Source organism: Microbacterium sp. MYb66, assembly GCF_002979435.1.
Classification (GTDB): Bacteria; Actinomycetota; Actinomycetes; order Actinomycetales; family Microbacteriaceae; genus Microbacterium.
Genome location: NZ_PCOV01000011.1, coordinates 16,930 through 30,173 on the forward strand (window position 1 = coordinate 16,930; position 13,244 = coordinate 30,173).

14 protein-coding genes are annotated in these 13,244 nt (G+C 67.3%); 9 read left to right on the forward strand and 5 right to left on the reverse strand.

Annotated features, from left to right (window positions below; translation table 11 throughout):
* Positions 1-68 precede the first annotated feature (68 nt).
* On the forward strand, positions 69-2,597 hold the full coding sequence (locus tag CQ045_RS16670) for an NACHT domain-containing NTPase (RefSeq protein ID WP_105725761.1): 2,529 nt from the start codon (positions 69-71) through the stop codon (positions 2,595-2,597).
* A 133-nt stretch (positions 2,598-2,730) separates the two neighbouring features.
* Here the strand turns inward: CQ045_RS16670 and CQ045_RS16675 are convergent, their stop codons facing one another.
* Positions 2,731-3,690 carry a YafY family protein gene (locus tag CQ045_RS16675; RefSeq protein ID WP_105725763.1) on the reverse strand — a complete coding sequence of 320 codons (960 nt, stop codon included), beginning with the start codon at positions 3,688-3,690 and terminating at the stop codon, positions 2,731-2,733.
* A 68-nt stretch (positions 3,691-3,758) separates the two neighbouring features.
* Here CQ045_RS16675 and CQ045_RS16680 point away from each other — a divergent pair, with 68 nt between their 5' ends.
* Together CQ045_RS16680 and CQ045_RS16685 are read left to right on the forward strand one after the other, a co-directional pair.
* A complete protein-coding gene (locus CQ045_RS16680) occupies positions 3,759-4,898 on the forward strand; it encodes an epoxide hydrolase family protein (RefSeq protein WP_105725765.1) in 1,140 nt (379 codons plus the stop codon).
* Between the two features lie 73 nt (positions 4,899-4,971).
* Positions 4,972-5,454: a hypothetical protein gene (locus CQ045_RS16685; protein WP_105725767.1), complete on the forward strand. Its 483-nt coding sequence runs from the start codon at positions 4,972-4,974 to the stop codon at positions 5,452-5,454.
* Positions 5,455-5,482: 28 nt separating this feature from the next.
* Here the strand turns inward: CQ045_RS16685 and CQ045_RS16690 are convergent, their stop codons facing one another.
* The 4 genes from CQ045_RS16690 to CQ045_RS16705 are packed head-to-tail and all read right to left on the reverse strand — an operon-like array spanning position 5,483 to position 8,496.
* Complete coding sequence (locus CQ045_RS16690; protein ID WP_105725769.1) at positions 5,483-5,908, reverse strand: DUF1801 domain-containing protein; 426 nt, start codon at positions 5,906-5,908, stop codon at positions 5,483-5,485.
* Positions 5,905-6,477 carry an HhH-GPD-type base excision DNA repair protein gene (locus CQ045_RS16695; protein ID WP_105725771.1) on the reverse strand — a complete coding sequence of 191 codons (573 nt, stop codon included), beginning with the start codon at positions 6,475-6,477 and terminating at the stop codon, positions 5,905-5,907. Before CQ045_RS16695 ends, CQ045_RS16690 begins: the two co-directional genes overlap by 4 nt.
* A gap of 41 nt (positions 6,478-6,518) precedes the next feature.
* Complete coding sequence (locus CQ045_RS16700) at positions 6,519-7,169, reverse strand: hypothetical protein (RefSeq protein WP_105725773.1); 651 nt, start codon at positions 7,167-7,169, stop codon at positions 6,519-6,521.
* Positions 7,170-7,194: 25 nt separating this feature from the next.
* Positions 7,195-8,496 carry a glutamyl-tRNA reductase gene (locus CQ045_RS16705; RefSeq protein ID WP_105725775.1) on the reverse strand — a complete coding sequence of 434 codons (1,302 nt, stop codon included), beginning with the start codon at positions 8,494-8,496 and terminating at the stop codon, positions 7,195-7,197.
* Positions 8,497-8,583: 87 nt separating this feature from the next.
* On the opposite strand from CQ045_RS16705, the gene hemE reads away from it, so the two are divergent.
* From hemE to hemQ, 6 genes are all read left to right on the forward strand, one after another.
* Entirely contained in the window at positions 8,584-9,606 is a 1,023-nt protein-coding gene (gene hemE, locus CQ045_RS16710; protein ID WP_105725777.1) for a uroporphyrinogen decarboxylase, read from the forward strand.
* A gap of 50 nt (positions 9,607-9,656) precedes the next feature.
* Positions 9,657-11,231, forward strand: a complete 1,575-nt coding sequence (locus CQ045_RS16715) for an NAD(P)/FAD-dependent oxidoreductase (protein WP_105725779.1) — start codon at positions 9,657-9,659, stop codon at positions 11,229-11,231.
* Between the two features lie 150 nt (positions 11,232-11,381).
* Positions 11,382-11,816, forward strand: a complete 435-nt coding sequence (locus CQ045_RS16720; protein ID WP_105725781.1) for a hypothetical protein — start codon at positions 11,382-11,384, stop codon at positions 11,814-11,816.
* Between the two features lies 1 nt (position 11,817).
* On the forward strand, positions 11,818-12,225 hold the full coding sequence (locus tag CQ045_RS16725; RefSeq protein WP_105725783.1) for a phage holin family protein: 408 nt from the start codon (positions 11,818-11,820) through the stop codon (positions 12,223-12,225).
* Complete coding sequence (locus tag CQ045_RS16730) at positions 12,212-12,484, forward strand: hypothetical protein (RefSeq protein ID WP_105725785.1); 273 nt, start codon at positions 12,212-12,214, stop codon at positions 12,482-12,484. Before CQ045_RS16725 ends, CQ045_RS16730 begins: the two co-directional genes overlap by 14 nt.
* Positions 12,485-12,562: 78 nt before the next feature.
* Positions 12,563-13,243, forward strand: coding sequence for a hydrogen peroxide-dependent heme synthase (gene hemQ, locus CQ045_RS16735; protein ID WP_105725787.1), 681 nt, complete (start codon positions 12,563-12,565; stop codon positions 13,241-13,243).
* Position 13,244: the final 1 nt, after the last annotated feature.

The window sequence follows — 13,244 nt, forward strand, 5'->3', positions numbered from 1 at the left end:
GGCCTTGCGGCTTTCACGAAAGCCGTCGTACGCTTTCGCGACCGCGACCCGCATGACAGAATCCGTGCATGGATCAATTTACGCCGACTTCGTTGCCCTCAGCTGTGGCGAAGGTGTTCGAGCTCAACCATCACTCTGTTGAGGGACCGATTAAGATCCACGGCGCGGAGATCGATCTCGTCGCAACACCAGTCGGGAATCCGTTCGCTCCGAAGGTCTACATCGAAGTCACTGTCGAGTACGTCAACACGGCGAAATATGGTAAAGATCTTACGAAGCTGGCGATGATTCATGTGAAGGATCCAGGCGCAACGTGTCTCATCGTCAGTTCGACCGGTTTTACGGCTGATGTACGTGAGCGAGCGGCTGAAGCACGCATTCAGACACTAACGTATGACGAGCTGTTCGAGAGATTTGAGAAGTTTCAGCCATATGTGGAGATGTATCTTGGTGAATCATCTCGTGCAAATGAAATTCGCGAACTTGTAGACGTATATGAACGCCCTACGTTCTCGGATTCTCATGGCGAGCACGATGCTTTAGATTGGATGAACGAATGGGTATCCGATTCAAGTGCTGAAAACTCGTGGCTACTCATCGTCGGTGAATATGGGACGGGAAAATCCGCGCTCACCAAAATGCTCCAGCATGGGTGGCTTCGTAAATATCGAGAGAATCCTGTAGCTCCCATTCCAGTCCGGATTGAGCTGGGCGACTTCACCAAGCAACTAGACGCGCAGGGCCTTCTCCACCATTTCCTGGATCATAATGGACTGGGGCACGTTCCTATTGAGTTCTTTTGGTCTTTGATACGGGCCGGACGAGTGGTGCTGATCCTAGACGGCTATGACGAGATGGCGCAATATCTTTCGCAGCGTGAACGTCGGAGCACACTGAGGGCTCTTGCCGAGCTGTCCAGTGATGGGGTGCGAGGCATCCTCACGAGTCGGCCGAACTATTTCTCCGAGTCGGAAGAGTTGTCCCTCTTTGACCATCTGTACCGGGAAATATCGATCCGATCTAAGTACGCCGCCGAGGCAAGGGATGAGATCGCCGAACGCGAGAATGAGATTGACTCATTGATACAACGGAGCATACTTGATCGCTTCGAGCGAGCACTTCAGGATCTGTCTCCGGACCAGTCAAGAGCACTAGTTGATAGCATTCTGCGGGAAAAGGTCGACGCTGCCAATATTGTCAAAAAGGTTCTCGATCGCGTCTTCCGATCGACGGGCGAAGGCGCCGAGATTGCACTTTCCGGGAAGCCTGTGATTATCAGCTACTTGATTGAGGTCGCTACGAGCCTCCACGACAGCGATGTTGTGAGGTTGACGGAGTGGGATGTTTACACTCTGATCGTCGACAAACTAGGTTTGCGGGACCTCGAGCAGACGACTCGAGTCGGGATGGATGAGCGGCGTCAATTTCTTCAGAGATTGGCAGTGCACATGGCAACCAATGGGCGAAGAGAGGTCGATGAGGAGAGTTTTCGAGATTTGGTCGAGACGGTTTTTGCGCGCCAAGTCAAGAAGTACACGGGAAACGCGCGGGTCGTTGAGGTGGACGGCCTGTTTGAAGATCTTCGACGGTCGGGAACGCTCACTAGGAGCGAAGACCGCAGCGGCCTCGGTTGGAGGTTCTCTCATAACTCGCTCAAAGAGTTCTTGGTGGCGGAATCTCTGATTGATGATCTTAAGAAGGGAAATGCACTAGTTTCGACACCTCCTGTCTCCGATGCAATGCGCGCTTTTGCAGCATCTAGCGATGTCAGTAGTGATGTTCTTCTGCGAAGTTTGTCTGCGGCATGGGCGGACATCGCGTCCAACCCCGCGGTTGGTACCTATGTAAGCCTCGTTTGGGATGTTCTGCCGACTCAATCTGGGTCGGAGTCGCGGCTGTCGAGCATCGCTGGTTCCCCTGTGCGGGTACAGGGTGTGCAGTTGGCATCGATTGCACTGTCCACGGCGGAGCGGCCAAGCTCCTTCCCGTCGGGCAACTTCCGTAACTGCGTGCTGCTTGATGTCACACTCCAGGCGGCGCACCTTGGCGGGGCCGACTTCAGTGGGTCATTGCTCGAGGCTGTTGTCTTTGATGACGCTGAACTAACGGGGGTGACGTTCGACGAAGCGGTCCTCGTTGATGTCAGCATCTCAAGAGCGATGCTCGATGGAGCGAGCTTCCTCGGCGTGAACAGTGACCTCTCGCTTCTTGTGGACACTCGTGATGGCATCCGACGAGTGGAAGGGAAGTCCGCTATCGGGCTCTTGGCGTACTTGGGGGCGCGCACCGACGAGATCGAACCGTACTTCGTATGGATGCACCATCCGAAGTTCTCAATCGTGGAAAAGATCTCGAGCAAGATCCTTGAGGGCGGCCTTCGTCAGCGACGCGGGCTTGAGCAGCGCGGAGCCGCAGCGGCCGACACTAAGTATGCCCGGGCCTTTGTCAGGCACCTGGAAACGACAGGCTTGATCGCGACTCCGTTGGGGCGCACGGATCTTGTAGAGATCACTTCTGAGGGTCGAACTCAGCTCGCTCTCATCCAAAGTGGACGGGGGCTCCCTGAGGCAGTGTTGAACTTCCTCAACGAAGCGTGAAGGGTCTTTTTGTGCTGGTGCGCTGATGCGCCGCAGGGGCCAAAGGGATGTGGCATTACTGCAGAGCGTTGCTGTCAGCAGCGATGCGTGTGATCGGATGGATGCACTGTCCTCCTGCGAGTTTGTAACCCGATCACGCGCTCCCGGCCACGGCACGCGCGTAGCGCTCCGAGAGCAGCTGCAGCCGCGGGATCAGCTCGGGCGGGCTCTCGACCGTGAAGTCCATCATCAGCATCCCGATGTAGGCGGCGACGGTGTCGAGACTGTCGGCGCCGGTGACGAGGATGCAGTGCTCGTCGTCGACCGGTTCGACCACGCCGACCGCGGCGTGGATCCGGTCGAGCACGGCCGCGGCGGGGGCGTCGATCCGCAGCCGGGCGTGCACGGCCCATCCGCTCACCGCGATCGTCCGCATCGCGAAGGCCGTGTAGTCGCCGCCCGGCAGCGGCTGCGGATCGAAGCGTCGACGCGTCGGCATCCGCAGCGCCATCCAGTCGACCCGATACGTGCTCCATTCCCCGCTCTGCGGGTCTCGCGCCACGAGATGCCACCGCCGCACCCAGGTGAGCAGTCGGTACGGCTCCACCAGCACGGGCGCGCCCTCGTAGTCGAAGCGCAGCCATTCCTCGTTGCGGATCGCGTTCGCGATGGCCTGCAGCGCGGCGGCGTCGACCTCGGGGTCGGGGGCATCGGTGTCGTTGTTCTCCGGAGCGCGGTCGACGCTCGAGCGGAGCGCATCGACCGTCGGGCGCAGATGCGACGGCAGCACCTGCTCCAGCTTCGCCAAGGCTCTCGCGCCGGACTCCGCGATTCCCGCGATACCGGCCGCGGCGCGCAGCCCGACGGTGACGGCCACGGCCTCCTCGTCGTCGAGCAGCAGCGGGGGCAGCTTTCCGCCGGCTCCGAGACGGTATCCACCGACGGATCCTCGCGTGGCGTCGACCGGGTAGCCGAGGTCGCGCAGGCGCTTGACGTCGTGCCGGACGGTGCGCGACGAGACGCCGAGCCGCGACGCGAGTTCGCTGCCCGAGCGTTCCGGGCCGGTCTGCAGCAGAGCCAGCAGCGCGAGCAGTCGTGCGGTGGGATCAGCCATCGGAACTCCTCGAAAGTCATTCATCCATTAGGAACACATCCAACCTAATGCGCTTCTACCTTCGAGATATGGAAAACACGACGCTCGCCTTCCGCCCTTTCACCGTCTCGGTCTCCGCAGCCGAGGTCGCCGATCTCCACGATCGTCTCGCCCGCACCCGCCTTCCGCAGCCGTCGCCCACGGATGACTGGGATGCCGGCACCCCCAACTCGTACCTTCGCGAGGCTGTCGCGGCCTGGCGCGACTTCGACTGGGCGGCCGCCCAGGAGCGGATCAACGCCGTTCCGCACTTCACGACCGAGGTCGACGGCCAGACCATCCACTTCCTCCATGTGCGGTCGGCGCACGAAGACGCGACGCCGCTGCTGCTCGCGCACACGTATCCCGGGTCGTCCGTCGACTACCTCGACCTGATCGACCAGCTCGTCGACCCGGTGGCGCACGGGGGGCGCGCCGAAGACGCCTTCGACGTGGTGATCCCGGATGCACCGGGCTACGGCTTCTCGCAGCCGCTCTCCTCCGCGGGGTGGACGACGGCTCGCGTGGCCGGCGCCTACGACCGCCTCATGCGCGGCCTCGGGTACGACAGCTACGGCATCCACGGCTCCGACAACGGCGCGATGGTCGCCCGTGAGTTGGGGCTGCTCGAGCCCGAAGGCTTCCTCGGACTCCACGTGCTGCAGCTGTTCTCCTTTCCCTCGGGAGACCCGGCGGAGTTCGAGAAGCTGGAGCCGGCGGACTATGCGGGTCTCGAACACATGCAGTGGTTCCAGTCGGTCGGCGGATACAACGCGATGAACTCGTCCCGTCCGCAGACCGTGTCGGTGGGGATCAGCGACTCCCCGGTCGGGCTGCTGGCGTACAGCGAGCTGTTCAACTCCTTCGGCAACGGCACCTCGCTCGTGCCGCTGGAGTCGATCCTGCTCGAGGTCAGCGTGAACTGGTTCGCCAACGCCGCCTCCGGGATGAGCCGCAGCTACCTGGAGAATGCCAGGGCGGATGCCGCGGACGGGGAGGCTGCGCCACCGGTCAATGCCGCGCGGACCGGGGTCGCCGTGTTCGCGGACGACTTCCAGACGATCCGGGTCTTCGCCGAGCGCGACAACTCGAACATCGTGCACTGGAGCCGTTTCGATGAGGGAGGCCACTTCGCCGCCCTGGAGCGCCCCGAGGTGCTCGCCGCCGACATCCGCACGTTCTTCGCCTGATCGCACGAGTCACCGACCCACCCCTCTCGGCGCGAGAGGGGCGGGTCGGCGGGTCGAGGGATAGCATGTCGGCATGGTCGAGGGGTGGAGCGAGTTCAATGTCGCGATGGCGGGCGCGACCGCTGCTCTCGCCGGACTCGTGATCGTGGCGGCGAGCGTGAACATCTCCGAGATCGTGAAGTCGCGGACGCTCACCGCGCGGCTGCTCGCCGGCATCGCCGCGCTGCTCCTCGCGCTGGCCGTGTCCGCGCTCGGACTCGTGCCCGGCATCGACGAGGCATGGTTCGGCGCGGTGACCGTCGTGGTCGCACTGCTGGCGTCGGTGTTCCAGGTGCATGCGACGCGTCTCATCGCGACCGACCCCAACCCCGAGGATCGCGCTCGTCCGCTCAAGTACCTGATCGGGTTCCTGCCGATCCTCGCGTACCTCGTCGCGGGCGCGCTGGTCTGGCTCGGCCACCCGGCCGGGTTCTACGCCGCTGCCGCCGGGTGCCTGCTCGCGATCCTCTCGGCCGTCGTGGTGTCGTGGGTCGCGCTGGTCGAGGTCCTGCGCTGAGAAGCGCCGCGGCCGGGTCGGAGGCTCCTCAGCCGGTGACGGTCAGCTGCACCTCGGGAGTGCCGCCGGCCTCGACCCAGGCGAGTGAGCGTTCCAGGATCCCGCGCAGCACATCGAGGTCGATCTGCTCGAGGTCTTTGATGTACAGGCATCCGACGCCCGTGGTGTGCGGTCCGAGCTCCGCCAGGGCCTCGGCATGTGCGCCGACCCCGTCGAACAGGTAGATCGTCGTCGCCGCCTTGCGCGGGGCGAAGCCGAGCAGCCCGCTGTCGCCCTCGGTTCCGGTCGGATAGCGGTAGTGGCAGGAGCCGAACCCGATGATCGTGCCCCACGTCTGCGGTTCGCGTCCGGTGATCTCCTGCATGAGCGCGGTCAGCGTCTCGGCATCGCGGCGGCGCACGGCGGGGGAGGAGCGGGCGATGAGTCCCGCGACGTCGTCGCCGGTCGGCTTCACTTCTTCTCCTTGGCCGCGGCCTTCATGGCCTTCTTGTGCTCGCGGACCTTCACGAGCGAGTCGGGCGAGACGATGTCGGCCACGCTGCGGTAGGAGCCCTCGTCACCGTAGGGAGCGGAAGCCTCGCGCCAGCCCTCGCCCGTGAAGCCGTACTGCTTGCCGAGGAGGGCGAGGAAGATCTTCGCCTTCTGCTCGCCGAATCCGGGAAGAGCCTTCAGTCGCTTCAGTACGTCGGCCCCGGAGGGTTCGCCCTCGGTCCACAGGGCTGCGGCGTCACCGCCCCAGTCGTCGACCAGCGTCTGGCAGAGCGTCTGCACGCGCGTCGCCATGGACCCTGGGAACCGATGGACGGCGGGCGTCTGCCGGAAAGCCTCGAGGAACTCGTCGGGAGCCATGCCGGCGATCGCGGCCGCATCCGATGCGCCGGTGCGCTGCTCGATCTTGAGCGGACCCGCGAACGCGGTCTCCATCGGAACCTGCTGATCCAGCAGCATCCCCACCAGGAGGGCAAGAGGATTGTCGGTCAGCAGCTCGTCGGCGGCGGTGTCTCCGGTGATGTGAAGGGCCATGCCTCCAGTGTCCCACCGGATGAAGGAGAGGATGTCGGCACCTAGAGGAAGTAGTAATAGCTGCTGCTCCGGAAGTCGCGGTCGAACCGCTCCTTGCTGTCGAGTTCGAACACCGGCGGCAGGCGCGGCACCAGATCGAACTCGTCGCGGGACCGGACGGCGGAGCGGAACGCGGTCGTCCATCTGTCGAACTCTGGCCCCTCCCGGAACGCGGCGGCCTCGGCATCCGTGTGGACGAAGAACACCACCCGTCCCCACGCGACCATGATGCGCCACAGCGCCGGCGAACGGAGTCCGTCTCGCAGTGTCTCCAGCTCGGCCGGCGTCAGGTCGATGGCGCGATTGCGAGCTTCCGGTTCGAAGGCCCGGAAGACGACGAAGGCCTCAGAGTCGGAACTCGATCGGGGTCCGGTCGGAATCGCCTGTGCATACCGCCGTGAGACGGCGGTCTGTTTCGTCCGGTCGTAGTTTCCGCCGTCATCGTCGTTGCGGAAGGCCCGGGCCTGGGCGGCGGAACGGAGCCAGACGTTCACGCGCGGGGTCGTGTCGTGGAGGGCGTCCACGATGATGTTGACCACCTCGGTGCCGAAGGTCTCGGAGATCCATCGACCCAGCTCCTGCAGTTCGTCGCCGAGCTCGCGGTCGCCACGCAGCACCGCAGCTGTGGCCTCGAACTGCTCGCGATCCTGCATGGCGCCACCCTAAGGCAGGGAGACGTCAGGCGGTCGCGGCGTCTTCGTCTGCGGAGGCATCGACCTCGGGCGCGATGCCGTACAGCGCGGCCAGCGCCGCGGTGAACTCGTCGGCCCGGCCCGCGGCGGCGAGCTCGTGGGCACGGACGGTCGGGGTGTGCAGGAGCACGCCCGAGAGGTGACGCAGGGCCTGCTCGACCCTGCCGTCCTCGTCGCCGCGCGCGCGGGCTCGGTCGATCTCGCGCTCGAGCAGCTCGAAGATGTGGGAGCGGAGTGCGACGACCGACGGGGTCACGCTCTGACGGGCGCCCACCACGTGGAAGGTCTCCGCGGCCTCACGGACGACGCTGCGCGCGGCATCCGTCGCCTGCAGCTCTTCGAGCGGCGCGTGCAGGCGGATGGTCTCCAGGTCGAGGAGCGCGACGCCTTCGAGGGCCGCGACCGCCGGGTCGACGTTGCGCGGCATGCCGAGGTCGACCACGAGCCGGCTGTGCGCGCCGACCGGGCAGCCCGCGGCGGCGACGCCGGTCGGGAGCTGCAGGTGCTCGGGTCCGAGCACGGGCTCGGTGGCGGTGGTGCAGGTGATGAGCAGACTCGATCGGGCGGCCGTGCGGGCGTACTCGTCGCCGGAGATCGGACGGATGCCGTGCTTCGCGGCGAAGACCTCGGCGCGGCCGGAAGGCGAGTACACGGAGATGTTCACGGCGCCGCGCTCGCGGAGCGTGGCGAGGGTGACCGCGGCGTAGGCGCCCGTGCCCACCAGCAGCACGCGTTCGGCGGACCAGTCGGCGATGCGGCTGTCGGCGAGTTCGAGGGCGAGGCGCACGAGCGAGCGACCGGCGCGGCCGAGGGCGGTGACGTTCTTGACCTTGCGCTGCGCCTGACTCGCGCGCTGGAACAGGCGCTCGAGCTCGGGCGAGGTCGTGCCGTCCTTGCGGGCGGACTTCAGTGCGCGGCGGACCTGACCGGCGATCTCACCCTCGCCGGAGACGACGGATTCGAGGCCGGAGGCGACGGAGAACAGGTGCTCGGCGACCCGGCGACCGGAGTGCACGGTGTAGGCGCCGTCGAGATCGGCGGCGGGGATGCCGGTCGCGGATTCGACGGCTTCGATGACCGCTTCGACGCCGATGGCACCGGCGGCGGTGACCGGTTCGTCCATTTCCACGTACGCCTCGAACCGGTTGCACGTCGCGAGGACCACTGCACCCTGCACGCACGGCGTCATTCCCACGATGGTGGGAGCGACGTCGTCGGGGGTGCGGCTCAGGCGTTCGAGCAGTTCGAAGGAGGCGGTCTTGTGACTCGCCGTCACACACAGCAGCACGGATCGATTGTACCGGAGTGTTCGCGTGCGGGGATTCGCACGGCTCGACACGGCGGCTCCACAAGAGCGGAATGGGAGGATGGAGGCATGGCCCTCTCCGACGCCCCGCTTCTGCGCGCCCTCGCCGGCGACCGTCCCACCCACGCCCCGGTGTGGTTCATGCGCCAGGCCGGCAGGTCGCTCCCCGAGTATCGGGACCTGCGCGTGGGGACGCGGATGCTCGACGCCTGCCTCACGCCCGATCTCGCCGCCGAGATCACCCTGCAGCCGGTGCGCCGCCACGGCGTGGATGCGGCCGTGTTCTTCAGCGACATCGTCATCCCGCTGCGCCTCGCGGGCGTCGACGTCGAGATCGAGCCCGGTCGCGGACCCGTCTTCGCGAACCCGGTGCGGACGGCATCCGACGTCGACCGCCTCACCGCGATCGACCCGGAGAGCCTGGACGGCACGGCGATCGCGGAAGCCGTCGGCATCGTCACGGGGGAGCTGGGCGACACCCCGCTGATCGGATTCGCCGGCGCCCCGTTCACCCTCGCCGCCTACCTCGTCGAGGGCGGCCCCTCCAAGGAGCACCTCCGCGCCAGGGCCATGATGCACTCCGATCCGGCTTCGTGGAACCGTCTCGCCGGCTGGCTCGCGAAGGTCTCGCGCCGTTTCCTGGAGACGCAGCGCGACGCCGGAGCATCCGTCGTGCAGCTCTTCGACAGCTGGGCCGGATCCCTCAGCACCGCCGACTACCGCGCCTTCGTCGCCCCGCACTCCCGCGCTGCGCTCGAGGGCATCGGCCTGCCCGCCATCCACTTCGGCGTCGGCACCGGCCCGTTCCTCGCCGACATGCGTCTCGACGGCGTCGCCGACGGCGTCGGGGTCGACTGGCGGCAGCCGCTCGACGACGCAGCCGCGATCCTCGGACCCGACGTCACGGTCCAGGGCAACATCGATCCGGCGCTGCTCTCCGCTCCCTGGCCGGTGCTGGAGGCGCACGTCCGCGACGTGCTGGAGCGCGGCCGTGCAGCCCGCGCGCACATCCTGAACCTCGGTCACGGCGTCCCGCCGGAGACCGATCCCGACCAGCTCACCCGCATCGTCGAGCTGGCGCACACGATCTGAGGCCGGCCTTCGCCGATGGCCGCGCCGACCCGCGATGCGAGAATTGCCGTATGACCTCTGAGCCCTCTCCCGCCGAGCCGTCCGACCTCGCCGCCCGTGCGGCGGAGAAGCACGTGGTGGTCGTCGGCGGCGGCATCGGCGGCCTGATAGCGGCGCGCGAGTGCGCGAAGGTCGGCATGCGGGTCACCGTGCTCGAAGAGGCGGATGCTCTCGGCGGCGCGATCCGTCGGGTCGAGCTCGACGGGGTCGTCGTCGATGCCGGCGCCGAGAGCTATGCGACCAGGGGCGGGACGGTGCGCGCGCTCGTCGAGGAGCTCGGCCTGGCCGACCGCATCGTGGCACCCCGCGCCGGAGGGGCCTGGCTCGCCGGCATCCCCGGTGTCGGCGCGGCTCCGCTGCCGGTCGGGGGCATCCTCGGCATCCCGGCGAATCCGTTCCAGGAAGACGTCCGTCGCATCATCGGCTGGTCGGGTGTCTGGCGGGCCTACCTCGACCGCGTCCGTCCGCCGCTGACGATCGGGCACCAGCTCAGTCTCGGTCGGCTGGTCGCTTCGCGGATGGGCGCCAAGGTGCGCGATCGCCTCGTCGCGCCCGTGACGACCGGCGTCTACTCGGCCTCGCCCGACGACGTCGACGTCGATGTCGCCGCGCCCGGACTGAATGCCGCGCTCACCCGCGTCGGCTCCCTCTCCGGCGCCGTGCAGGCGCTCCGCGAGGACGCGGCGGCGAAGGCCACCGGCGTGCAGGCGGCCGCGCACGCACCCGGCGCTGCGGTCGAAGGGCTGTCCGGCGGGATGAGCGTCCTCGTCGATGCGCTCGCCGACGACCTGACCGGTTTCGACGCCGCGGTGCGCACCGGCGTGCGGGTGCGGAGCGTGCGGAAGGCGGGCGAGATCTGGACGGTCGAGGCCGAGGTCTCCTCCGTCGCCCCGGTCGCAGAGGGCATTGCCGAGACGGATGCGCTCGTCGCGGAGCTGCAGACCGCCGAGATCGCTGAGGCGGAGCCCGTGATCGAGGAGCTCGTCGCCGATGCCGTCATCATCGCGACGCCCGAGTCCGCCGCGCGAGAACTTCTCGCGGTCGCGGTGCCGGCCCTGACGAAGACCGAGGCCGCGTCGTCCCCCGAGATCGAGATCGTGACGCTGCTGATCGACGAGCCCGGACTGGATGACGCACCGCGCGGCACCGGTGTCCTGACGGTTCCGGGGAGCCACACGGCCAAGGCGCTCACGCACTCCACCGCGAAATGGGCCTGGGTGCGCGAAGCCGCGGGCGCACGCCACCTCGTGCGCGTCTCGTTCGGGGCTCAGGGGGAGCCCGCGGCGACCACGGAGCTGAGCGACGCGGCCGCCGCAGACCTCGCGCGGTCCGAGGCCGCAGCGATGCTCGGGGTCGCGCTGGCGCCGGAGTCCGTGGTCGCGGCGCATCGCGGCAGCTTCGTGCAGTCCCAGCCTGCGTCGATCATCGGCTCGGGCGAGCGCCGCACGGCGGCGCGAGCGGCGATCCACGCGGTGCCGGGCGTGGCCGCGGTCGGCGCCTGGCTGGCCGGTACCGGTCTCGCCCAGGTGATCCCCGATGCGCGTGATGAGGCGGATCGTCTGCGACGTGCCCTGTTGTGGGAGTGAGAGAGCACTCCGTGTCAACCCTCTGACCCATAGATGCCGAAATCGGCATACGGGGTTACGCTGGGTACCTGGTCGCGGGGCGCGAAAGCCTGCGGTCGGTCCCAACCGGGCGAATCTGGCCGGGCTACCGGAACAAGGTGAGGAGACCCCATGAAGGGGAAGATCGGACTCGTCGTCGGACTCGGCGTGGGCTACGTCCTCGGCACCCGTGCCGGACGTGAGCGCTACGAGCAGATCAAGACGCAGTGGCTGAAGGTGTGGGAACTCGATCCCGTCCAGGAGCAGGTCTCCAAGGTCAAGGGCTTCGTCGGTGACAAGGCCGCGGCCGTTCCCGGAGCGCTCTGGACCGGTGTGGTGAAGGTGGCCAAGTCGGTCTCCGGCAACGGCACCCCGGGGCAGCGCCTCGACTCCGCCATCGCCACCGGCCGCGAGGCGGCGGAAGATCTCGCCGAGGCCACCGAGGAAGCGGTCGAGGCGGCGAAGGCCACGGCCAAGACGTCCACGGCCGCGAAGCCCGCCGCGAAGAAGCCGGCCGCCAAGAAGCCCGCGGCCGCGAAGCCCGCAGCGAAGAAGTCCGGCGACTGACATGCCCCGCGGTTACCGAGATCGTGCCGACGACAGCCTGCTGACTCTCCTCGGGGATCTTCCGGAGCTCGTCACGAATCTGGTCAAGGCCGAGATCGACGCCGCCAAGGCGTGGGTCTCGCGCACCTCGAAGGACGCCGGCATCGGATCCGTGTGGTTCGTCGTGGCGCTGTTCTTCCTGTTCTGGGCCGTGCCGGTGATCCTGGTCTTCGCGATCGCCGGGCTCTCGTCCTGGTGGCCGGTGTGGCTGTCGGCGATCGTCGTGTTCGGCATCCTGATCCTCGCCGTGCTGCTGTTCGCGCTGCTCGGCATCCTGAAGTTCCGCAAGGTCCTCCGCCGTCAGAACCCGGCTCAGGCCGTGGCGGAGGACATCCGACTCGTGAAGGAGGCCGGCGATGACGACTTCTGAGCCGTTGCCGCGCACCGTCGTCCCGGGTGGGATCCTCGACCCGGTCGCCTCGGCCCGCGCCGAACTCAAGGCCGCCCTCGCCGCGATCGAGGTGAAGGGCAACATCCCGCGCCGCGTCGAGAAGGCGTCGACGCGCGCCGCCGCGAAGGCCCGTGTCTTCGCCGATCGCAATCCGATCGGCGCGATCGCGGCAGCCGTCGGCATCGCCGCGGTCGTGGGGGGCGCGGTCTGGGGGATCGCGCGCGCGATCGCACGCTGAGAGGCATCATTCGGGGATGCCGTCGGTCGCCCTCCGGGTGATTAGCGGCTCCTGCGCAAACGAGGCAGACTGGGGAGCATGATGTCCGAAGAGCGCGATGAGAACCCGTCCGGCTTCACCCTCTGGGCCGTCTGGCGACGAAACCCCGAGGTCCCCGTGACGGAGACCGAGTCGACCGAGCTCGAGACGATCGTCTCCTACATCGAGGACTCGGGCGTGACCGTCCGCGGCTTCTACGACGTCTCCGGCCTCAAGGCCGACGCCGACCTCATGGTGTGGCTGCACGGCGAGACCGCCGAAGAGCTGCAGAAGGCGCTGCGCCGCCTCCGTCGCACCGAGCTGCTGCGTCCGCTCCTGCCCGTGTGGAACGTCATGGGCGTGCACCGGGACGCCGAGTTCAACCGGGCGCACGTCCCCGGCTTCCTGCGGGGCGTCGAGCCCAAGGACTGGCTGTGCCTGTACCCGTTCGTGCGCACCCCGGAGTGGTATCTCGCCCCCGAGGAGGAGCGTCGCAAGATGCTCGCCGACCACGGGCGCAAGGGTGCCGCGTTCACCGGCGTCCTCGCCAACACCGTCGCCTCCTTCGCCCTCGGCGACTACGAGTGGCTGCTGCCCCTCGAGGCGGATGAGCTCACCGACCTGGTCGATCTGATGCGCGACCTCCGCTACACGGACGCACGTCTGTACGTGAAGGAGGAGGTGCCCTTCTACACCGGGCGCAGGCTCCGGTTCGACGAGATCGCGGACGTCCTGCAGTAAG

Excerpts from the sequence above, each read along its gene's own strand:
- CQ045_RS16670 (WP_105725761.1), top strand. The coding sequence starts at position 69 with ATGGATCAATTTACGCCGACTTCGTTGCCCTCAGCTGTGGCGAAGGTG.
- CQ045_RS16675 (WP_105725763.1), bottom strand. The coding sequence starts at position 3,690 with ATGGCTGATCCCACCGCACGACTGCTCGCGCTGCTGGCTCTGCTGCAG.
- CQ045_RS16680 (WP_105725765.1), top strand. The coding sequence starts at position 3,759 with ATGGAAAACACGACGCTCGCCTTCCGCCCTTTCACCGTCTCGGTCTCC.
- CQ045_RS16685 (WP_105725767.1), top strand. The coding sequence starts at position 4,972 with ATGGTCGAGGGGTGGAGCGAGTTCAATGTCGCGATGGCGGGCGCGACC.
- CQ045_RS16695 (WP_105725771.1), bottom strand. The coding sequence starts at position 6,477 with ATGGCCCTTCACATCACCGGAGACACCGCCGCCGACGAGCTGCTGACC.
- CQ045_RS16700 (WP_105725773.1), bottom strand. The coding sequence starts at position 7,169 with ATGCAGGATCGCGAGCAGTTCGAGGCCACAGCTGCGGTGCTGCGTGGC.
- hemE (WP_105725777.1), top strand. The coding sequence starts at position 8,584 with ATGGCCCTCTCCGACGCCCCGCTTCTGCGCGCCCTCGCCGGCGACCGT.
- CQ045_RS16715 (WP_105725779.1), top strand. The coding sequence starts at position 9,657 with ATGACCTCTGAGCCCTCTCCCGCCGAGCCGTCCGACCTCGCCGCCCGT.
- CQ045_RS16720 (WP_105725781.1), top strand. The coding sequence starts at position 11,382 with ATGAAGGGGAAGATCGGACTCGTCGTCGGACTCGGCGTGGGCTACGTC.
- CQ045_RS16725 (WP_105725783.1), top strand. The coding sequence starts at position 11,818 with ATGCCCCGCGGTTACCGAGATCGTGCCGACGACAGCCTGCTGACTCTC.
- CQ045_RS16730 (WP_105725785.1), top strand. The coding sequence starts at position 12,212 with ATGACGACTTCTGAGCCGTTGCCGCGCACCGTCGTCCCGGGTGGGATC.
- hemQ (WP_105725787.1), top strand. The coding sequence starts at position 12,563 with ATGATGTCCGAAGAGCGCGATGAGAACCCGTCCGGCTTCACCCTCTGG.